Source organism: Streptomyces sp. NPDC020898 (assembly GCF_044333925.1).
Lineage (GTDB): Bacteria > Actinomycetota > Actinomycetes > Streptomycetales > Streptomycetaceae > Streptomyces.
In genome coordinates, this window is the sequence record NZ_JBIRRV010000022.1 from 1 (window position 1) to 19,590 (window position 19,590).

Annotated in this window: 16 protein-coding genes; 8 read left to right on the forward strand and 8 right to left on the reverse strand. The window is 68.1% G+C overall.

Annotation, left to right across the window (positions count from 1 at the left end):
• Window positions 1–147 precede the first annotated feature (147 nt).
• The 6 genes from ACH4TV_RS41375 to ACH4TV_RS41400 all read left to right on the forward strand — a co-directional run bounded on the left by ACH4TV_RS41375 (window position 148) and on the right by ACH4TV_RS41400 (window position 6,960).
• Entirely contained in the window at window positions 148–1,467 is a 1,320-nt protein-coding gene (locus ACH4TV_RS41375; RefSeq protein ID WP_398406533.1) for a polysaccharide lyase family 1 protein, read from the forward strand.
• Window positions 1,468–1,469: 2 nt separating this feature from the next.
• Entirely contained in the window at window positions 1,470–2,594 is a 1,125-nt protein-coding gene (locus ACH4TV_RS41380; protein ID WP_398406534.1) for a pectinesterase family protein, read from the forward strand.
• 1 nt (window position 2,595) lies between these two features.
• Window positions 2,596–3,639: a pectinesterase family protein gene (locus tag ACH4TV_RS41385; RefSeq protein WP_398406535.1), complete on the forward strand. Its 1,044-nt coding sequence runs from the start codon at window positions 2,596–2,598 to the stop codon at window positions 3,637–3,639.
• Window positions 3,626–4,807 carry a dienelactone hydrolase family protein gene (locus ACH4TV_RS41390; protein WP_398406536.1) on the forward strand — a complete coding sequence of 394 codons (1,182 nt, stop codon included), beginning with the start codon at window positions 3,626–3,628 and terminating at the stop codon, window positions 4,805–4,807. Before ACH4TV_RS41385 ends, ACH4TV_RS41390 begins: the two co-directional genes overlap by 14 nt.
• Window positions 4,808–4,926: 119 nt before the next feature.
• Window positions 4,927–6,051 carry a pectate lyase gene (locus ACH4TV_RS41395; protein WP_398406537.1) on the forward strand — a complete coding sequence of 375 codons (1,125 nt, stop codon included), beginning with the start codon at window positions 4,927–4,929 and terminating at the stop codon, window positions 6,049–6,051.
• Between the two features lie 111 nt (window positions 6,052–6,162).
• On the forward strand, window positions 6,163–6,960 hold the full coding sequence (locus tag ACH4TV_RS41400) for an HAD family acid phosphatase (protein WP_398406538.1): 798 nt from the start codon (window positions 6,163–6,165) through the stop codon (window positions 6,958–6,960).
• A 3-nt stretch (window positions 6,961–6,963) separates the two neighbouring features.
• Here ACH4TV_RS41400 and ACH4TV_RS41405 read toward each other — a convergent pair whose 3' ends face one another.
• Window positions 6,964–9,234, reverse strand: coding sequence for a family 43 glycosylhydrolase (locus ACH4TV_RS41405; protein ID WP_398406539.1), 2,271 nt, complete (start codon window positions 9,232–9,234; stop codon window positions 6,964–6,966).
• 261 nt (window positions 9,235–9,495) lie between these two features.
• On the opposite strand from ACH4TV_RS41405, the gene ACH4TV_RS41410 reads away from it, so the two are divergent.
• On the forward strand, window positions 9,496–10,650 hold the full coding sequence (locus tag ACH4TV_RS41410) for a right-handed parallel beta-helix repeat-containing protein (protein ID WP_398406540.1): 1,155 nt from the start codon (window positions 9,496–9,498) through the stop codon (window positions 10,648–10,650).
• 137 nt (window positions 10,651–10,787) lie between these two features.
• Here ACH4TV_RS41410 and ACH4TV_RS41415 read toward each other — a convergent pair whose 3' ends face one another.
• The 4 genes from ACH4TV_RS41415 to ACH4TV_RS41430 all read right to left on the reverse strand — a co-directional run bounded on the left by ACH4TV_RS41415 (window position 10,788) and on the right by ACH4TV_RS41430 (window position 14,891).
• Window positions 10,788–12,470 (reverse strand): rhamnogalacturonan lyase B N-terminal domain-containing protein, encoded by a 1,683-nt coding sequence (locus ACH4TV_RS41415; protein WP_398406541.1) that lies wholly within the window; start codon window positions 12,468–12,470, stop codon window positions 10,788–10,790.
• Window positions 12,471–12,502: 32 nt separating this feature from the next.
• A complete protein-coding gene (locus tag ACH4TV_RS41420) occupies window positions 12,503–13,333 on the reverse strand; it encodes a pectate lyase (protein WP_398406542.1) in 831 nt (276 codons plus the stop codon).
• Between the two features lie 119 nt (window positions 13,334–13,452).
• Entirely contained in the window at window positions 13,453–14,328 is an 876-nt protein-coding gene (locus tag ACH4TV_RS41425; protein WP_398406543.1) for a hypothetical protein, read from the reverse strand.
• Entirely contained in the window at window positions 14,325–14,891 is a 567-nt protein-coding gene (locus tag ACH4TV_RS41430; protein ID WP_398406544.1) for a SigE family RNA polymerase sigma factor, read from the reverse strand. Before ACH4TV_RS41430 ends, ACH4TV_RS41425 begins: the two co-directional genes overlap by 4 nt.
• 286 nt (window positions 14,892–15,177) lie before the next feature.
• Between ACH4TV_RS41430 and ACH4TV_RS41435 the strand changes: the two genes are divergently transcribed.
• Entirely contained in the window at window positions 15,178–16,629 is a 1,452-nt protein-coding gene (locus ACH4TV_RS41435; RefSeq protein ID WP_398406545.1) for an NCS2 family permease, read from the forward strand.
• An 82-nt stretch (window positions 16,630–16,711) separates the two neighbouring features.
• On the opposite strand, the gene ACH4TV_RS41440 is transcribed toward ACH4TV_RS41435, so the two are convergent.
• The 3 genes from ACH4TV_RS41440 to ACH4TV_RS41450 form a co-directional block, all read right to left on the reverse strand.
• Window positions 16,712–18,166 carry a peptidoglycan D,D-transpeptidase FtsI family protein gene (locus ACH4TV_RS41440; RefSeq protein WP_398406546.1) on the reverse strand — a complete coding sequence of 485 codons (1,455 nt, stop codon included), beginning with the start codon at window positions 18,164–18,166 and terminating at the stop codon, window positions 16,712–16,714.
• 101 nt (window positions 18,167–18,267) lie between these two features.
• Window positions 18,268–18,759, reverse strand: a complete 492-nt coding sequence (locus tag ACH4TV_RS41445; protein ID WP_398406547.1) for a GNAT family N-acetyltransferase — start codon at window positions 18,757–18,759, stop codon at window positions 18,268–18,270.
• A gap of 3 nt (window positions 18,760–18,762) precedes the next feature.
• Entirely contained in the window at window positions 18,763–19,536 is a 774-nt protein-coding gene (locus ACH4TV_RS41450) for an IclR family transcriptional regulator (RefSeq protein ID WP_398406548.1), read from the reverse strand.
• Window positions 19,537–19,590 lie beyond the last annotated feature (54 nt).

The window sequence follows — 19,590 nt, forward strand, 5'->3', positions numbered from 1 at the left end:
CACGTTCTTCGAACCTCAAGCCGTCCCCCAAGCCGCCTGAAACATCACCAATCAACCGACCCGCCCCTTGACGAAAGAGATAGGGGCACCCCCCAGAACCACCAGAGCCCTCAGAACCCCCAGGTCCTTCAAGAGGAGAGCCGCACCATGAACGTTCGCTCGTGTCATGATCATGTCACCGCTAAGGCCGCTGTGCTGCTCGGCTGCACCGCCCTCGTCCTGACCGTCACCGGTCCCGCCGCCCAGGCCGCCCCTCAGGCCCGTGACCTCGGCCGTCAGACCCTCGCCGCCGGTGACGGCTGGGGCTCCGACACGGGTGGCACGACCGGCGGTTCGACCGCCGCCGCCGAGCACGTCTACACCGTCACCACCTGGGCGGAGTTCAAGGCCGCGCTGCAGGCCGGCGGGAGCGCCCCCAAGATCATCAAGGTCAAGGGCATGATCGACGCCGTGGCCGAGGGCTGCGAGGCCTTCGTCGCCGGTGGCTACGACCTCCAGGAGTACCTCAAGGCCTACGACCCGGCCGTCTGGGGCAACGACACGGTCGCCAGTGGTCCGCAGGAGGACGCGCGGGTCGCCTCCGCCGCCAACCAGGACTCGGAGATCAAGGCCAACATCCCGAGCAACACCACCATCGTCGGCGTCGGCAAGAACTCCGGCATCCTCGGCGGCAGCCTCCAGATCAAGGGCGTCTCGAACGTCATCATGCGCAACCTCACCATCGAGGCCCCGCTCGACTGCTTCCCGAAGTGGGACCCGACCGACGACAACAAGACCGGCAACTGGAACTCCGAGTACGACGCCGTGGTCGTCTTCGGCACCGATCACGTGTGGCTCGACCACAACACGTTCACCGACGGCCGCTACCCCGACAGCGAGCGGCCGAGCTACTTCGGCAAGGTCTTCCAGCAGCACGACGGGCTGACGGACATCGTGCGTGGCTCCAACTACGTCACCGTGTCCTGGAACGCCTTCAAGGACCACGACAAGAACATGCTGATCGGGAACGGCGACGGCCTCGCCACCACCGACGCGGGCAAGCTCAAGGTCACCATGCACCACAACCACTTCGAGGGCATCCTCCAGCGCTCCCCGCGCGTGCGCTTCGGACAGGTCGACGTCTACAACAACAACTACGTGGTGAACGAGGCGCAGGTCTCCGACTACTACATCTTCGGCGTCGGCATCTCCTCGCAGCTGCACGCCAGTGACAACGCCATCTCCCTGCCAGCCGGCGCCAAGGTCGGCAAGGCGCTGAAGAAGTGGAACGAGTCCCCGCTCACCGCCGTGAACAACTACGTCAACGGCAAGCTGACCGACCTGATCGCCGTCCACAACGCCGAGATCCCCGCCGAGACCCTCCAGTCGGGCGCCGGCTGGACGCCCACCCTGCGCACGAAGGTCGACTCGCCGCGAGCCGTACCGCACATCGTCAGCCGCGGTGCGGGCGCCGGCAAGGTCTGCTGACCATGACCAGCCCCCAACTCCCGTTCAGCAGACGTTCGTTCGTCGTCGCGAGCACCGGGGCCGCACTGGCCCTGGGGCTCGCGGCCCCCGCCCGCGCGGCCGGCCGCCCCCGGTTCGGCCGCTACGGCTCCCCGTCCCGTCGCCGCTCCGCGCAGACCCTGTACGTCGACGCGGCCGGCTCCGGCGACTTCACCACCGTCCAGGCCGCGGTGACCGCCGTCACCGGCAGCGGATACACGCTGGTCATCGCGCCGGGCGTCTACCGGGAGACGGTCGCCGTCGACGTCACCCGTACGGAACTGACCTGGATCGGCGCCTCCGAGAACCCGCGTGACGTCGTCGTCGTGTACGACAACGCGGCCGGCACCCCGAAGCCCGGCGGCGGCACGTACGGCACCACCGGTTCCGCCACCACCCTCGTCCAGGCCGCCGGCTTCACCGCCTCCTGGATCACCTTCGCCAACGACTGGCTGCGCGCCGACCACCCCGGTGTGAGCGGCACCCAGGCCGTCGCCATCAAGGTGCAGGGCGACCGGTCGGCGTTCCGCCACTGCCGGTTCCTCGGCCACCAGGACACCCTGTACGCCGACTCCATGAACCGCGACGCGTACGCCAGGCAGTACTTCGCGCACTGCTATGCCGAAGGGGACGTCGACTTCGTCTTCGGCCGGGCCACCGCCGTGTACGAGCACTGCCACTTCCGCACCCTGAACCGTACCGACCTCACCAGCGCCCCCCTCGGCTTCGTCTTCGCGCCCTCCACCGTGGGCACCAACCCGCGCGGATACCTGGTGACGGACAGCCGGATCACGAGTGAAGCCCCGGACGCCTTCTACAAGTTGGCCCGTCCCTGGGTGCCCAGCTCCGACACCGCCGCCCGCCCCATGCTCACCGTCCGGGACACCCACCTCGGCGCCGGCATCGACGCGGTCGCGCCCTACACCAACATGTCGGACACCTACCCGTGGCAGAGCCAGCGGTTCGCCGAGTACCGGAACACGGGCCCGGGAGCGGAGATCACCGTCCCCGAGAACCGGCCCCAACTCACGGCCACGGAGGCCGAGTCGGCGACCCGCGAGGCGTATCTGGGCGACTGGACGCCGTGGCTGCGGCAGGGGTGGTGCTGAGATGCGCCGACGCGCGCTGCTCACCGGGTTCGCCGGAGGCCTGATCGCCACCGGTACGGCACCCGCCTTCGCGTTCGGCGCCCGCCGCGTCCTGCATGTCCGTCCCGGCGGCTCGGTCCAGGCCGCCGTGGACGCGACGGTCGCGGCGGGCGGGGCCGGCTGGACGGTCGTCGTGCACCCGGGTACGTACCGCGAGGTCGTCAACATCCCTGCCCAGGCAGCCGAGTTGACGATCCGCGGTGCCACCCGCGATCCGCGCGACGCCGTCATCGTGTACGACAACGCCAACGGCACCCAGAAACCCGACGGTTCGGGTACCTACGGCACCGCGGGCTCCGCCACCTTCACCTCGGCGGCGCCCGGCCTGACCGTACGCGAGCTGACCCTCGCCAACGACTGGCTGCGCGCCGACCACCCGGAGATCACGGGGACGCAGGCCGTCGCCGCGTATGTCACCGGGGACCGTTCGCAGTTCACGCGCGTCCGGCTCCTCGCCCACCAGGACACCCTGTTCGCGGACACGACGGCACTGACCGCCTTCGACCGGCACTACTACCACGACTGCTACATCGAGGGCGACGTCGACTTCGTCTTCGGCCGGGCCAGGGCCGTCTTCGACCACTGCCACTTCCACACCCTGGACCGGCAGGTCGCCTTCACACCCGAGGGCATGGTCTTCGCCCCCGCCACGGCCCGCGCCAACCCGTACGGCTTCCTGGCCGTGCGCGGGCTGGTCACCTCGGGCGCGGAGGACGGCGCCTACAAGATCGCCCGGCCCTGGGTGCCCTCGTACGAGACAACTGCCTGGCCCTCGCTGGTCGTCCGGGACACCTGGCTGGGCCCGGGCATCGACGCGGTGACCCCGTACATCAACATGCGCGAGGCCTATCCCTGGCAGACCATGCGCTTTCGGGAGTACGGCAACTCCGGTCCGGGCGCGGTGATCACGGTGCCGGAGAACCGGCCGCAGCTGACGGAGGCCGAGGCCGGGGAGCACACGCGGCGGACGTATCTGGGGGACTGGTGCCCGTATGCCCGCCCGTGATCCGGCGGTCGGGCGGCGGGCGTTCGTCGTCGGAGCGGGGGCGGCCCTGATCAACGGGGCCGCTCCCCACCCCGCCCAGGCAGCCACGGACATGGAGTCGGTCATCGTCGACGGCCCCCTGCCCGGCTTCCACCCGGCGCTCAAGGACGAGCTGGACTTCCCGCTCGCCTGGGGCAGGTCAGGTATCCGGGACTTCCGCGCCTGGCGCCGGATCGCCCGCGCCAAGGTGGAGGAGACGCTCCTCGTCGAGCCGGACGGCGACGGCACCCCGTACGACCCGGAGTTCAGCGACCGCGCCGAAACCCCTTCCTACACAAGGGAGTTGGTGACCCTCGCCCTCACCCGTTACGAGCCCGTGCGCGGTGCCCTGCTCACCCCGCACGGCCCCGGCCCCTTCCCCGCCGTTCTGCTGCTCCACGACCACGGGGCCAAGTTCGACATCGGGAAGGAGAAACTCGTCCGGCCCTGGTACGACGACACCCGGCTCGCCTCCGCACAGACCTGGGCGGACCGGTACTTCAGCGGACGGTTCGTCGGTGACGAACTGGCCCGGCGCGGGTATGTCGTGCTCGCGCTGGACGCGCTCGGCTGGGGCGACCGGGGCCCGCTCGCCTACGACCAACAGCAGGCCCTGGCAAGCAACTTGTACAACCTCGGCTCGTCCCTCGCCGGACTCATGGCGCGCGAGGACGTCCGCGCCGCCCACTTCCTCGCCGGGCTCGACCGCGTGGACCGGCGGCGGGTCGCGGCTGTCGGGTTCTCCATGGGCGCCTTCCGCGCCTGGCAGACCGCCGCGCTCAGCGACGACATCGCCGCCGCGGCCAGCGTCTGCTGGATGACCGGGCTGAAGGAAATGATGGTCCCCGGCAACAACACGCTGCGCGGCCAGTCCAGTTACTACATGCTCCACCCCGGGCTCGCCCGGCACCTCGACTTCCCCGACGTGGCAAGCATCGCCGCACCCAGGCCGATGCTGTTCTTCCACGGCGCCCAGGATCCGCTGTTCCCGGCGGAGGGCGTACGTGTGGCCCACGAGAAGCTGCGCGCCGTCTGGCGCTCACGCCGCGCCGGGGAGCGGCTGCACACCAGGATCTGGCCCGACCTCGGCCATGTGTTCACCGCACCCATGCAGGACGACGTCTTCTCATGGCTGGACGACGTCCTGTAGTCCCCACCGCCCACCCTCGACCGCTTGTCCCAACCCCCCACCGCTTCCCCATGCCCATGCCCATCCCCATCCCTATCCCCACACCCGTCCCCGTTCTACGACCAAAGGACCCGCACGTCATGCGTCGTATTACTCGTGTCACCCAGTCCCTGACCGCTCTCGCCGTCACCACCGCCGGTGTCGGCCTCGCGGTACTCCCCACCCCCGCCCAGGCCGCGACCGTGGTCGTCGACACGTCCGCCGAGCTGAGCAGCGCGCTCTCCAGCGCCACCGCCGGCACGGTCATCCAGGTGCGCGCCGGAACGTACTACCCGACGGCCACCCTCCAGTCGACCGCCAACGGCACGTCCGCCAGCCGCATCCACCTCCAGCCGTACGGCTCGGAGAGCGTCAAGATCGACGGGTCGAACCTGCCCGACGGCGACTGGATCTTCAAGCTGACCGCCGACTACTGGACCGTCTCGAACATCACGTTCCAGAACTCGCCGGACAGCGCGGTCGTCTGCCAGTCCTGTGCCTCGACGGTCTGGAGCAACATCAAGACCATCAACGGCGGCGACTCCGGCTTCACGCTCACCGGCGACAGCACCACCAACAACACCGTGAAGAACATCGACTCGTACGGCCACTACGACGCCGCCAACCACGGCGAGAACGCCGACGGCATCGCCGTGAAGTACGGCTCCGGCTCCGGCAACCTCATCACCGGCGCCCGTCTCTACAACAACTCGGACGACGGGCTGGACTTCTGGTCCTTCTCGTCCCCCGTCACCGTCGAGCACACCTGGGCGATGGGCAACGGCAAGAACCGCTGGTCCGACTCCGCGTTCGCGGGCGACGGCAACGGCTACAAGCTGGGCGGCGACGGCGAGACCGTCGCCCATGTCATCAACAACTCGGCGGCCTGGGACAACGCGGGCAACGGCTTCACCGAGAACAGCAACAAGGGCGCCATCGTCATCAACCGCACCACCGCCTACGCCAACGCCAAGTGGGGCTACTACTTCGCCACCGGCGCGGGCAGGCTCGGCAAGAACCTGGCGGTGAGCAACAGTTCGGGGTCGGTCAACAAGGGCTCGTCGGTCGTCTCGTCCGGCAACAACTGGGACTCGGGGATATCGACCCCGTCCTTCGCGTCCACGAACGCGGCGACCACGTACAACGCCCGTGCGACGGACGGGACGTTGCCCGCGACGACGTTCCTGACGACGGGCAGCAGCACGATCGGGTCGACGATGAACTGACCCTGCCACTGCTCTGTTCCGAGGGCGCGAGGCCAAGACTGTCTGAGGATTTGGTATCCATCAGGCAAACGGGCCTCGCGTTCCGAGGGTGACGCGCGTAGAACTCCTGTCATGCATAAGCCATTCCGTTTCGCGACGCTCACCGTCGCATGTGCCGTCGCCGGTGCCGCCCTGTACGGCACCGGCGCGGCCACCGCCGGCCAGTCCACGGCCAACTCCACCCGCGAGCCCCACAACATCGGGCTCCTGGTCCAGGAGATCGACACCTACTACGGCACCAAGCCCGACAGTGCCGGCGTCTACCAGGCCTCCGCCACCAGCCCGTACGCCCAGGACCTGGCGCGGATCGAGAAGGCGGCGAAGAAGGACATCGACAAGGCGGCCCGCAAGGCGCTGCACAAGGGCAAGAAGCCCGCGGTCGTCTTCGACATCGACGACACGCTGCTGCTCTCCCTCGACTACGAGAAGAAGTCCAACTACACCTACAACTCCGCCACGTGGGCCGAGTACGTGGCCAAGGCCGACCGTCCGGCCGTCTTCGGCACGCCCCAGCTGGTCGCGTACGCCGAGGCCAAGGGCGTCGAGGTGTTCTACAACTCCGGTCTGAAGGAGTCGCAGCGCGCCGCGGCCGTCGCCAACCTGAAGAAGGTCGGCGCCGATATCAACCTCGACGCCGACCACATGTTCCTCAAGGACGCGGCCAACCCGCCCGCCTACCTGAGCGCCTGTGCCACGGCCGCCGCCTGGAACTGCACAACCGTGCAGTACAAGTCCGGCACCCGTCAGCACATCGAGAAGGACCTCGGGTACGAGGTCATAGCCAACTTCGGCGACCAGTACTCGGACCTCGAAGGCGGCTACGCCGACAAGACGTACAAGCTCCCGAACCCGACGTACTACGTCAGCTGATACCTAGTCCCGGACGGGCTTGACGGCCTTGACCGGCCTGATCGACTCCAGGGTCGGTACGACCGGCAGGATCGTCCCGTCGGCCGCGAACCGCATCCGGTCGATGGTGGTCTCCCGGTGCATGCCGTCACCGCCCGCCTTGCCGGGGCCGTTGAGGGCGAACCGGTGGTACACCATGTACCAGTCGTCGGTGCCGGGCGCGTTCACCACCGAGTGGTGGCCGGTGGCCTTGATGCCGTACTCGGGGCGCTTGGACAGGATCGTCCCCCGCTTGGTCCACGGGCCGAGCGGGGACGGTCCGGTCGCGTAGGCGACGTGGTAGTTCTCGCTGCGGGTGTCGTCCTCGGACCACATGAAGTAGTACGTCCCCTGCCGCTTCACCACGAAGGAACCCTCGCGGAAGTTGTCCGGGGTGATGTCCTGCACCTTCGTCGCGTCGAACGACACCATGTCGTCGTTCAGCGGCACGACGTATCCGCGCCCGTTGCCCCAGTAGAGGTACGCCTGCCCGTCGTCGTCGGTGAAGACGGCCGGGTCGATCATCTGGCCGCTCAACTGCCCTTTCGCCACAAGGGGTTTGCCGAGCGCGTCCTTGAACGGGCCGGCGGGGGAGTCGGCGACGGCGACCCCGATCGCCTGCTCGGCGCAGAAGTAGAAGTAGTACGTGCCGTTCCTCTCGGCGATCGCCGGCGCCCAGGCGTTCTTGTCCGCCCAGGACACGTCCGGACCCAGGTCGAGGATCACGCCGTGGTCGGTCCAGTGGACCAGATCCTTCGACGAGAACGCCTTGAACTTCGTGCCGCTCCAGCCCTGGAAGCCGTCCGTGGTCGGGTAGATCCAGTAACGGCCGTCCAGGTACTGGACGTCGGGGTCGGCATACAGCCCCGGAAGCACCGGGCTGCGGGTGGGCACGGCCTCGACCGTCCAGGTGCGCTTCGTCCCGTCCGCCGCCGTCACCGTGTACTTCTGCGGCTTGCGGAAGTCACGTCGCGTACCGGAGGCGGGGCTCACCTTCGCGCCCTCGCCGACCCACAACTTCGGTGCCAGGCGGCCGAGTTCGGCATCGGGCCGCATCGGCAGCACGACCTTGGAGGCAGCCTCGGTGACGACGGCATACCCCTTCTGACCACTCGCCGTGGCGTCCACGACGGATGCCGCTGTCTCCGGATAGGCGGCCAGCAGCCGGTCGTACTCCGCCTGTGTCACCGGCATGACCGTGCCGTGGCGGGGGCTGACGGGCAGCTGGTAGTTGGCGGACATCGTCCACTTGCCCGAGTCGAGGTCGGTGGTCTCGAAGGGGACGTAGCCGCGACCGCCGTACTCGTCGATGAACAGGTACCACTTGTCCTCGGTGTTGGACTTGAAGACCGTCGGCCCCTCGCCCCGGTCGATCGATCCGCTCCCGACGCAGTCGGCGACGAAGTCGTACGAGGTGTCCGTCAGCGAGGTCGACTTCTCCGCGGTGATGAACTTCGAGCAGGGGCTGGACGAGGTGGGGTCCCGCTCGTCCTTCGTGTAGCGGTAGTAAGTGCCCTTGTGCTCCACGACAGTCGAGTCGATCACCGAGTAGCCCGGGTCGTCCCAGACCTTCGGTTCGCTGAAGGTGCGGAAGTCCTTCGTCGTCGCGTACAGCATCTTGTTGTACGTCGATCCGGTGTGCCCGGGGTCGTCGTCGGCGTACAGCTTCGACGCCCAGAAGACGACGTAGGAGTCGAGCTTCTCGTCGTAGTACGCCTCCGGGGCCCAGGTGTTGCCGGCGGCCTCGGGGGAGACCTTCACCAGGCGCTGGTCGGTCCAGTGGACCAGGTCGGTGGACTCCCAGACCATGATCGACTTGCTGCCGTGGCGCTGGACGTAGTCCCAACTCCCGCTGCTGTTGCGGTACATGCGCAGGTCGGTCGCGATCATGTAGAACTTGTCGCCCTCGGGGGAGCGGATCACGAACGGGTCGCGCAGGCCCTTCTCGCCGGTGGTGGAGGTGAGGACGGGCTTGCCCGCGTTCAACTCCCGCCAGTGCAACGGGTCGTTGCCCCGGCTGAGGGCGTACCGGATCTGCTCGCCGTCGGCCGTGCCCTCGCCGGTGAAGTAGGCGAAGAGATAACCGGCGTACTTCTGCGCGGACTTGGGATCAGGCTTCTGCTCGTCCTGCTTCTGCTGCGTCACGGGTGGTGCTCCTGAGGCGGCGGGGCTGGGTGGGGCGGCCAGCAGGGCGAGGAGCAGGGCCGCCAGGGCGATGAGGGGGAGCAGGAAGGTGCGGGCGAGGTGGGGGCGCATGACACATCCTGTGGGAGTCTGATGGTTTCTGTTGGGTGATCGTCCTCGGAGTCTCACCAGCAGGGGACAGCGCGTCAATCGATGCGGACGAGGCCGGTGGGACCGAAAGTTTCGTGCGCTTTCGTACGGACCACGGCAACCCTTTTCAGCCGGGCGGCGACAAGACAGCAGAACCGGGTTGCGGCCCCACCTCATCGGGGGCGCAACCCGGCTCGCATCGTGAAGCGAACACCGTCCCGACTCCGAGGAAAGGAACGTCCCGTGCGCATCGGCACCGGCCGTCACCGCAGAACCCGCACCCTCTCCATCGCCGCCGCGGTGGCCCTCTCCTCGGGTGCGGGCGGCGTCTACCTCGGCCTCTCGCCCGACGGCGCCGACGCTGCCACCGGCACGGTCACCGTGTCCAACGCCGCTCAGCTGGAGGCCGCGGTGAAGAACGCGGCGGCCGGTACCGTCATCCAGGTGCGCGCCGGCACGTACTACCCGACGGCCACGCTCAAGTCGACGGCGAACGGCACGAGTTCGGCGCGGATCACGCTCCAGGCGTACGGCAGCGAGAAGGTGCGGATCGACGGTTCCAAGCTGCCCGCCGGTTCCTGGCTGGCCGGGATCTACGGCGACCACTGGACGGTCCAGAACCTCACCTTCCAGAACTCCCCGGCCCAGGGCTTCGTCGTCACCTCGTCCGTCGGCGGGATCTTCAGGAACCTCGTCACCGCGAGCAACGGCGACTCCGGCTTCACCCTGCGCGGCGACGGCACCAGCGACAACCTCGTGCAGAACCTGGACAGTCACCTGAACTACGACCCCGCCAACCACGGCCAGAACGCCGACGGCCTCGCCATCAAGTTCGGCTCCGGGACGGGGAACAGGATCACCGGCGCCCGCCTCTACAACAACGCGGACGACGGGCTCGACCTCTGGCAGTTCTCCTCGCCGGTCACCGTCGAACGCACCTGGGCCTTCGGCAACGGCAAGAACCGCTGGAACGACACCGCCTTCGAGGGCAACGGCAACGGCTTCAAGCTCGGTGGGGGAGGCGCCTCGGTCGCGCACCTCGTCAACAACAACGCGGCCTGGGGCAACACCCTCCACGGGTTCACGGAGAACTCCAACACGGGCGCGATCCTGCTCAACCGCAACACCGCGTACGCCAACGCCCAGTGCGGCTTCTACTTCGCCACCGGCAAGGCCCGCCTCGCGAGGAACCTCGCGGTGGGCAACAAGGGGGCGCTGTCCAAGTTGGGCCGGTCCACGGTGTCGGCCGCGAACAACTGGGACAGCGGTGTCTGGACGCCGGCGCTGAAGTCGAAGGACCCGGCGAGCGCGTACGGTGCTCGTCGGTCGAACGGCTTGCTGCCGGCTACCACTTTCCTGACGGTGGACTCGACGGCCATCGGGTCGTCCATGAACTAGGCGCGGGAAAAGGGTAGTTGGGTAGCTGCGGGCCGGTTGTGGCTGGTCGCGCAGTTCCCCGCGCCCCTGTCGGGGCGCGAGCGCCCCAGCCAGTCGTCACTGGCTGGGGCGCTCTTTTCTGACTGGCCGAGGGGGGCTCAGGCCAGCAGATCCAGGCAGTCGAAGGAGGTGCCGGGGCTCAGGAACGCCGTTCCGGTCGAACCGCTGACGATGCTGATCTTCAGTACGTTGTACTGCCCCGCGTCCGTCTTCCACGCACTGGCAGGGACGCTGTACGTGAACGTACGGTTGTTCCCCCGGTACGAACCCGTGGTGAGGGAGCGCGTCGAGGGCTGCGCGGGTGCCGAGGGGATGGCTGACACCCAGTCGTTCACCGTGACGCGCGGGCGCCCGTTGGAGAAGGCGTCCGTCACACCGATGCGCAGGGTGTGCGCGGCGGCGGCCTGGGCGGCCGTCAGCTTGAAGTACACGAGGATGCCGTCGTTGACGCCGTTCCACATGTACGCCGGGAAGGATGCCGCCGCCGAGCCGCTGCCGATGGTGACGTTCCCCGTCCACTTCGCCGCGCGGGCGTCGGACGGATGCGCGTACGTCATCAGCTCGGCGTTCTTGAACTCGCCGGGCGTGCCGTCCCAGTCCCCGAGCCGCCAGATCGTCTTCGCGGCGGACGGGTCCCCGGCCACGGTGATGCTGTTCAGCGCGGTCGCGCCGCCCGCCCTCACCGTCACCGAAGCGGTGTGCACGGCCAGCTCACCCTTGAACACGGTCAGCGTGTACGTCCCCGGCAGCATCCCCTTGCAGGAGAAGGCGCCGGTGCCGGAAGCGGCCTTCGCCCAGTACTGGGCGCCCGCGTTCGCGAAGCCCATGGTGTACGGGTACGTCGCGTCCATGCCCTTGATGCCGACGCCGGCCACCTTGCCGCGCCCGGCCGCCCCGACCCAGCCGGTGATGCCGAGCCCGTCCACCCAGGAGGTGTCGAGCTTGGCCGCGGAGAGCGAGGACGAGGGGGCGCCGCCGTCCGTGAAGGCGAGGACGTACGGACCCTGCAAGCCGAAACGCTCCGGCTCCGTCTGGGCCTGGTTGTAGTGCAGGATCTCGTACAGCCCCGCGCCCTTGTCGTTCGAGTGGCGCAGCAGCGAGCGGTAGAAGGGGCCGCCGGACGCCTTCTCGTGGTTGGAGCGCACGATCCACAGGCCGGCCGAACCGGTGGTGAAGCCGATGTGGTCGTAGTCGATGACCCGCTTGCCCGAGTAGTGCTTGGAGTGCGTGGTGCCGTCCGCGCGCTTCCAGACGTCCCCGGCCTCGATGACCTTGTCGGAGGCCTCGATCCAGGAGTCCGACCCCTCGTTCGGGAACATCCCCGGCTTGAGGCGGACCAGGAAACGGGTCGCCGTGAAGGAGGCGTCCGCCTTGTTCGTCCACAGGTAGACGTTGTTCTGGCCGCTGCGGGCCGCGTACCACTGGGTGATCGCCCCGTGCGCGACCTTGACCAGGATCGTCGACCCGGACTGCTTGACGGTCACTGTGGACGCGCCGAGCCCCGACTCGACGTGCGAGTGCCTGCCCCCGTAGCCCTCGTACTCCTTGCCCCGGTAGACCAGGGACGTGAGGTCGCCGGTCGACTTGGAGATCTTGAAGACGAGCGAGGCCCCCGTGTTGATCACGAAGCTCGAACCGTCGTCGGTGTGGCCGAAAGTCGCCGCCGATGCGGAGGACAGCAGACCGCTGCCGGCCGCCACCGCGGCGCCCGTACCGGCCACGCCCACGGCGGAAGCGGCCAGCAGCCTGCGACGACCGATGTTTCTCTTGTGCGTGCTCAAGGGTGCCGACTCCGTCTTACTTGAAGGCTCACTTACTTGTACGTGATGTCAGATGGCGAGAACTTGCAGGTGGTTCCATCCGCTCCGCTGCCGATCTCGGTCGGCTCCTTGCCTGTGTTGTTGCCCTTGAAGCGCACACACGGCTTGATCTTCTTCTTGGGATCGCCGTAGATCCTGATCTTGCTGAGTGTGGCCGTGTCGCCGTAGTTCGCGTTCACGCCGACCAGCACCTTGCCCGGCACGGTCGCGTCGATGTCACTGATCACGATCGTGCGCTTGTACTGCGTCTTGCAGTTGCCGCAGGAGCGCACCAGCTTGCCGAAGTTCTCGACGTGGAAGCCGGTGATGCTGAGCTTGCCGGCCCCGTTGAACTGGAACACCTTGTCGGAGGCCGACCTCGCACCGCCGCCGACCACCTTGTACACGGCCGTCGACTTCTTGCTCTTGAAGCTGGCGGCGTCCTCGCCGACGTCCAGCCACCACACGTTCTCCAGCGTGCAGGAGCCGGTGCAGTGGACGCCGTCCGCGCCCGGGGTACCGATGATCACGTTCTTGAGGACCGCGCCGTCCTTCAGCTCGAAGATCGGGTCCTGGCCCTCGTCCTGGCTCGCGTTGCCGAGCGCGCCGCTGCCGAAGAACTTCTGCAGCTTGCCGTCTAATGTGCCCGACACCGAGATCGTCGACGACACGGCCTTGCTGCCCTTGGCCGTCGGCCAGGTGGCGGTGGCACCGGCGGACGACATCAGCGTCGTCGTCAGGACCGCCCCCGCGGTCAGGCTCAGAGCGGCGGCGCCGCCGATCACGGCCCGTCGTCCGGTGACCCGACGGCGGTGGCGGACGCGCTGTTCGACTCGTGCAGTCATGAACCGGGTTCCTTGGGTGGTGAGGAGATGTGTGCGTCTCCTGGTCGCCACCCGTGGGGAAAGGGTTGCCGAGTCTGCTGAATTTCTTTACGAGTTGGGCCTGTGGGGCCGCTGGACCTTCACGAATCGCCCTCGTCGGACTCGTCGTTGTCGTCCTGGCCTGCGAAGTCGCCCTTCACTGCGAGCTGTTGACCCGCTGCTTCGGCCGTCACCGCATAGGTGTCGTCCTTCGCGTCCCGGCCGCCGCGCGTGTGGTCGTACTGGCCCGCGAAGACCCACTCGCCGGGCTGGACCGTGTGGCCCTCCTTGAGCACCCACGTGTAGACCAGGAAGTCGTCGCGCTCGGCGACCGTCAGCTCGAAGTCGCCCTCCGGAGCCGACCGCCAGGCACCCGCGGAGGTGACCCCGCCGGTCAGCGCGATCCTCAACTCGACGGTGAGCGAGGTGAGTTGCTCGGACGACTTGATGGTGACGTTGCTCTGCGCCCAGAAGTCGTTGCTGTGCGGGTCGACGGAACCGTCCGACCACAGGGGGCCGTCCTCGGTGCCCTTCGCGGCCGGCGCCGACGCCGTGTTCGAGGCCTTGGGCGTCGGAGTGGGGGTCGGTGTCGGCGTCGAACTCGGCTCCTCGTCCTGGGCGTTGCCACCCGACGGATCGGGAGCCGGCTGGATCGGGGCCCGGCTGGTCGCGTCCGGCGAGGGGGTCGGCAGCGGGGAGACCGAGACGGTCGGATCGGCCGGGGTCTCGTCGCTCTTCACCGCGGAGGCCAGCGCGTAGCCGCCCATCGCGAGAATCCCGGAGACCGCGGCGGTGGCACCGGCGACCCGCGCCCAGGCCAGCAGCGGGGGACGCGTCGCCCGGCGCCGGGTGTGCTTCTCCTCGGGACCGGCGGCCATACCGCGCTCGACCCGCGCGAGGATGCGCGCGCGGTCGGGCTCGTACGCCTCGGCCGCCTCGCGCAGCCCGGCGCGCAGCTCGTCGTGCGGCGTCCTCATCGGTTCCTTCCTCCCGCTCCGCCGGTGGTGCGCACCGGAGTACGCATTCGAAGCGGGGCCTCGTCCGAACCAAGGAGCCGCTGCAGTTCGGCCATTCCCTTGGACGTCTGGCTCTTCACCGTACCGACAGTAACTCCCAGCGCGAGCGCCGTGTCCTTCTCCGAGAGGTCGAAAGCATGCCGGAGCACCACACATGCCCGCTTGCGGAACGGCAGCCGACGCAGGGCCTCCTGGACGTCGACGACGCCGGGTATGTCGGGATTCTCCGTTTTCTCCTCGCGCTGCGACCAGAACAGCGTGATCCTCCGGCGCTCCCGGACCGCGCTGCGAATCCGGGTCTTGGCCAGGTTCGCGACCACGCCACGCGCGTACGCCACCGGATGATCGGCGGCCCGCACCCGGTCCCAGCGGTGCCACAGCGCGAGCAGCGCGTCCGCCGCCAGATCGTCGGCGGCATCCGCCTCGCCCGTCAACAGGTGGGCCAGGCGCGCGAGTTCGGCGTAGTGCCGCTCGAAGAAGGCATGGAACTCCACGGAGGCTGCGTCGTCGACGACAGTGCCCACGGGCGACCTCTCCCCCTTAGTCTTCGCTGAGTTTTCCCTGGCAGCGGCGACCGCCGGCCGGAGCCGGGTGTCCACGTATACGGCCACTGTGGTGCGCCAGTGAAGAGACGGTGATCGTTTGGCGCGAGAGCCGAGAGAGTATCAGGCGTACGTACGGCCCTTCGAGTGTCGTACGACCGGTCGATCCTGATTCCGTAACACGGAGAAAACCTGAGAACGGTTCAACACAGGAACAATCCAGCCAGCATCCGCACACAGATCATTCAGGCAACGAGGAGTAACCGTCATGTCCGAACCACAGAAGGTGGCTGACCGGTCGGGCGCCGCGCCCCCCGCGGCGAACAGCGTCGACAGCTTCTTCAAGATCTCCGAGCGGGGATCCACCTTCACCCGTGAGATACGCGGCGGCTTCGCCACGTTCTTCACGATGGCCTACATCCTTGTCCTGAATCCCATCATCCTGGGCAGCGCCAAGGACAAGTTCGGGCACCAGCTCGACAGCGTCCAGCTCGTCACCGCCACCGCCCTCGTGGCCGCGGTGATGACGATCATCATGGGCGTCGGCGGCAACCTCCCGCTCGCGCTCGCCGCCGGTCTCGGCCTCAACGCGGTGGTCGCCTTCCAGATCGCCCCGCTGATGAGCTGGGACGACGCGATGGGCCTGGTCGTCCTTGAGGGGCTGCTGATCTGCGTCCTTGTGCTGACCGGCCTCCGCGAGGCGATCATGCACGCGATACCGGGGCCGCTCAAGGCGGCGATCGGCGTGGGCATCGGCCTGTTCATCGCCTTCATCGGCTTCGTCGACGCCGGCTTCGTCACCCGCATCCCCGACGTCGCGAGCACCACGGTCCCGGTGCAGCTCGGCGGTACGGGCACGCTCAGCGGCTGGCCCGTCCTGGTCTTCTGTCTCGGCGTCCTGCTGACCATCGGTCTGATCGCGCGCAAGGTGAAGGGCGCGATCCTGATCAGCATCGTCACGATGACGCTCGTCGCGCTCGTCATCAACTCGGTCGCCGACATCAAGAGCTGGGGCCTGACCACGCCGGCCTGGCCCGACAAGATCGCGGACACCCCCGACTTCGGGCTGATCGGCGACTTCAGCCTGTTCGGCGCGTTCAGTGAGACCACGGTGATCACCGTGGTCCTGCTGGTCTTCACCCTGGTCCTGTCGGACTTCTTCGACACCATGGGCACGGTCGTCGGCATCACCGGCGAGGCCGGCCTCCTCGACAAGGACGGCAAGGTCCCGAACCTGGGCCGCGTGCTGCTCATCGACGGCGCGGCGGCAGTGGCGGGCGGCGCGAGCTCGTCGTCCTCGGCGACCTCGTACATCGAGTCGGCGGCGGGCGTCGGCGAGGGTGCCCGTACGGGCTTCGCCAACCTGATCACCGGCGGCCTGTTCGCCTGCGCGCTCTTCCTGACACCGATCCTGACCATCGTCCCGATGCAGGCCGCCGCGCCCGCCCTGGTCGCGGTCGGATTCCTGATGATGACCCAGGTCAAGCACATCGACTGGGACAAGTACGAGATCGCCATCCCCGCGTTCCTGACGATCGCCGTGATGCCGTTCACGTACTCCATCACCAACGGCATCGGCGCGGGCTTCGTGACCTACGTCCTCATCAAGGCGGTCGTCGGCAAGGCGAAGGAGGTCCACTGGCTGCTGTGGGGCACGAGCGCGTTGTTCCTGATCTACTTCGCGATCGACCCGATCGAGCAGCTCTTCGGTACCAAGTAAGTTCCGGCACAGGTAACCCCGCGCCCTTGATAGGGGCGCGGGGAACTGCGCGAAAAACCACGACGGCGCCGCACCCGAAAACTCACCCAGCCAGCGCAGCCTGCATCATCGCCTTGGCGACAGGCGCCGCCAGCCCGTTCCCACTCACCTCGGACCGAGCCGCCCCCGACTGCTCGACCAGCACCGTCACGGCAACCTCCTTCCCGGTGGAATCAGATTTCGCATAAGACGTGAACCAGGCATACGGCGTCTGGCTGTTGTTCTCGCCGTGCTGAGCCGTACCCGTCTTACCGCCCACCGTCGCGCCCGGTATCTGCGCGTTGCTCCCGGTACCGTCGGCGACAACCGTCTGCATCGCGGACTGGAGCTGCTCGGCCGTGTCCGAGCTGATGATCTCCTTCGTCGACGCCTCGCTGTCGTAGTCCTGGAGCACATCCCCGTCGGAGTTCGTGACCTGGGACACCATGTGCGGCGAGACCAGTTTGCCGCCGTTGGCGATCGCGGCGGACACCATGGCCATCTGCAACGGCGTCGCCGTGACATCGAACTGCCCGATGCCCGTCAGCGCGGTCTCCGACTTCTCCATGTCCGAGGGGTACACGCTCGTGTACGCCCGCACCGGCACGTCCTGCGCGTCGTCGTTGAAGCCGAACTTCTCCGCCATCGCCCTGAGCTTGTCCTGCCCGAGGTCGACGGCCATCTTCCCGAACACGTTGTTGCAGGAGTACTGGAGCGCGACCCGGATCGTGGCGTTCTCACAGGGCGCGTTCGGATTCTCGTTCGTCAGGTTCCGGATCGTCCCGGGCAGCGGGTACGGGTCCGGGCTGTCCGTACGGTCGTCCACCGACCCGTACAGCCCGTCCTCCAGAGCCGCCGCCGCGACCACCAGCTTGAACGTCGAACCCGGCGGCAGAGGCTGCCGTATCGCGCGGTTGACCAGCGGTTTGTCGGCGTCCTTGTTGAGCGCGGTCCAGGTGCTGCCGTCGCTCGCCCCGGTGATCGTCGACGGGTCGTACGACGGTGTGGAGACCATCGCGAGGATCTTCCCGGTCTTCGGGTCGATGGCGACGGCCGCGCCCTTCTTGTCACCGAGCGCCGCGTACGCCGCCTTCTGCACATCCGGGTCTATCGTCGTGATCACGTTCCCCGGGGCGGCGTGCGCGTTGGTGACCGTGTCCATGACGGTCGTCAGCCGGCTGTCCGAGCCGTCGAGCACGTTCTTGTAGATGCCCTCCAGCTGCGTCGGCGCGAACAACGGCGTGCTGTAGCCGGTCACGGCCGCGTAGAGCTCGCCGTCCGTGTACGTCCGCTGGTACTTGAGATCGCCGCTGCTCGTCTCCTTCGAGCCGGTGACCGACTCGCCGGCCACGATGATGTTCCCGAGCGGATTCGCGTACAACGCGATCGCGTTCCGCCGGTTCTGGCTGTCGTCCGCGAGCGCCTGACCGTCGTAGAACTGCACCCATGTCGCCCTGACCAGCAGAGCGAGCACGAGCAGCAGCGAGAAGACGGAAGCGCGCCTGATCGTCTTGTTCATCCCGTCTGAAGACGACCGGCACCGAGCGGAACGTTCCCTTCCGCCCGGTTTCTCATGACGGATTCATGAAACGCGAGAAAACGCGTGAGGCGGTACGAGGCTCACGCGTCCAGCGTCAGCACGACCTCGTCGATCTCCGCGCCGCGGGCGTTCGCGTACCCCCGGTCGTGCCCGGAGACGCGGAAACCGCATTTCTCCAGGACCCGCAGCGAGCCCGCGTTGTCGGCGGCGGCACGCGCGTGCAGCGGGCGTTCCGGGACGGCGGCGAGAAGCGCGCGCAGGGCGGCCGTCGCGATACCGCGGCCCCAGTAGGAGCGGTCGATCCAGTACGTGACCTCGCGGGAGCCCGGCTCCCCGTACACCGCCGCACTGCCCACCACGTCACCGTCGACGAGGACCGTGCGCGGCACCACGTCCGACGCGGCGCGGATCCGCTTCCAGTGGGCGTCGAAGGCGTCCCGGTCGGTCGGGTCCTGCGCCGTGAACGCGGCCATCCGCAGCGACTCGGGGTCATTCGTCTGCCGGAAGAAGACGGGCAGGTCGCTGTCGTGGACCTCGCGGAGTTCGACCTCCGTGGCAGCTGTGTACCGCATCGCTCAGAGCCTCCTCGTGGCCAGCGTCAGCCGGTCGCGCGCGTCGAAGAGGGCGTCCTTGACCATCTGTTCGTGGGCCGGGGTGAGCCGGGCGACCGGCACCGAGCAGCTGATCGCGTCCCGCGCGGGGGTGCGGTACGGGATCGCCACGCCGAAGCAGCGCAGCCCCAGCGTGTTCTCCTCGCGGTCCACCGCGAAGCCCTGCTCGCGCACCAGGTTCAGCTCCTCGATGAGCTTCTCCCGGTCGGTGATCGTGTGCTCGGTCAGCGCGGGCAGCGTCTCCGGGAGCAGCTTGCGGACCTGCTCGTCGCTGTGGGTGGCCAGCAGCGCCTTGCCGAGGGAGGTCGAGTGGGCGGGCAGCCGGCGCCCGACCCGGGTGAAGGGGCGCAGATAGTGCTGCGACTGGCGGGTGGCGAGATAGACGACGTTCGTGCCGTCGAGCCGGGCCAGGTGGATGGTCTCCGTCGTGTCGTCGGAGAGCCGGTCGAGGGTCGGCCGGGCCACCGCGACCACCTCGTCGCCGTCGATGTACGAGGTACCGACCAACAGGGCCCGTACGCCGATGCCGTACCGCGTACCCGTAGCATCGGTCTCGACCCAACCGAGGTCGACGAGCGTACGCAGCAGCATGTAGAGACTGGACTTGGGGTAACCGACGGCCTCCTGGACCGCCGCCAGGGAGTGCATGCCGGGACGACCGGCGAAGTATTCCAGCAGTTCAACGGTCCGTACCGCGGACTTGACCTGCGCCCCGCCGCCTGTCTCAGCTGCCGACATCGCCCTTGACCCCTTCGTTCGACGGGAAATAGTCTCCAACAGCATATTCATCAT

Coding starts and splice junctions, on each gene's coding strand:
- ACH4TV_RS41375 (WP_398406533.1), top strand. CDS start 148: ATGAACGTTCGCTCGTGTCATGATCATGTCACCGCTAAGGCCGCTGTG.
- ACH4TV_RS41420 (WP_398406542.1), bottom strand. CDS start 13,333: ATGACTGCACGAGTCGAACAGCGCGTCCGCCACCGCCGTCGGGTCACC.
- ACH4TV_RS41400 (WP_398406538.1), top strand. CDS start 6,163: ATGCATAAGCCATTCCGTTTCGCGACGCTCACCGTCGCATGTGCCGTC.
- ACH4TV_RS41405 (WP_398406539.1), bottom strand. CDS start 9,234: ATGCGCCCCCACCTCGCCCGCACCTTCCTGCTCCCCCTCATCGCCCTG.
- ACH4TV_RS41445 (WP_398406547.1), bottom strand. CDS start 18,759: ATGCGGTACACAGCTGCCACGGAGGTCGAACTCCGCGAGGTCCACGAC.
- ACH4TV_RS41390 (WP_398406536.1), top strand. CDS start 3,626: ATGCCCGCCCGTGATCCGGCGGTCGGGCGGCGGGCGTTCGTCGTCGGA.
- ACH4TV_RS41440 (WP_398406546.1), bottom strand. CDS start 18,166: ATGAACAAGACGATCAGGCGCGCTTCCGTCTTCTCGCTGCTGCTCGTG.
- ACH4TV_RS41380 (WP_398406534.1), top strand. CDS start 1,470: ATGACCAGCCCCCAACTCCCGTTCAGCAGACGTTCGTTCGTCGTCGCG.
- ACH4TV_RS41425 (WP_398406543.1), bottom strand. CDS start 14,328: ATGAGGACGCCGCACGACGAGCTGCGCGCCGGGCTGCGCGAGGCGGCC.
- ACH4TV_RS41395 (WP_398406537.1), top strand. CDS start 4,927: ATGCGTCGTATTACTCGTGTCACCCAGTCCCTGACCGCTCTCGCCGTC.
- ACH4TV_RS41450 (WP_398406548.1), bottom strand. CDS start 19,536: ATGTCGGCAGCTGAGACAGGCGGCGGGGCGCAGGTCAAGTCCGCGGTA.
- ACH4TV_RS41385 (WP_398406535.1), top strand. CDS start 2,596: ATGCGCCGACGCGCGCTGCTCACCGGGTTCGCCGGAGGCCTGATCGCC.
- ACH4TV_RS41435 (WP_398406545.1), top strand. CDS start 15,178: ATGTCCGAACCACAGAAGGTGGCTGACCGGTCGGGCGCCGCGCCCCCC.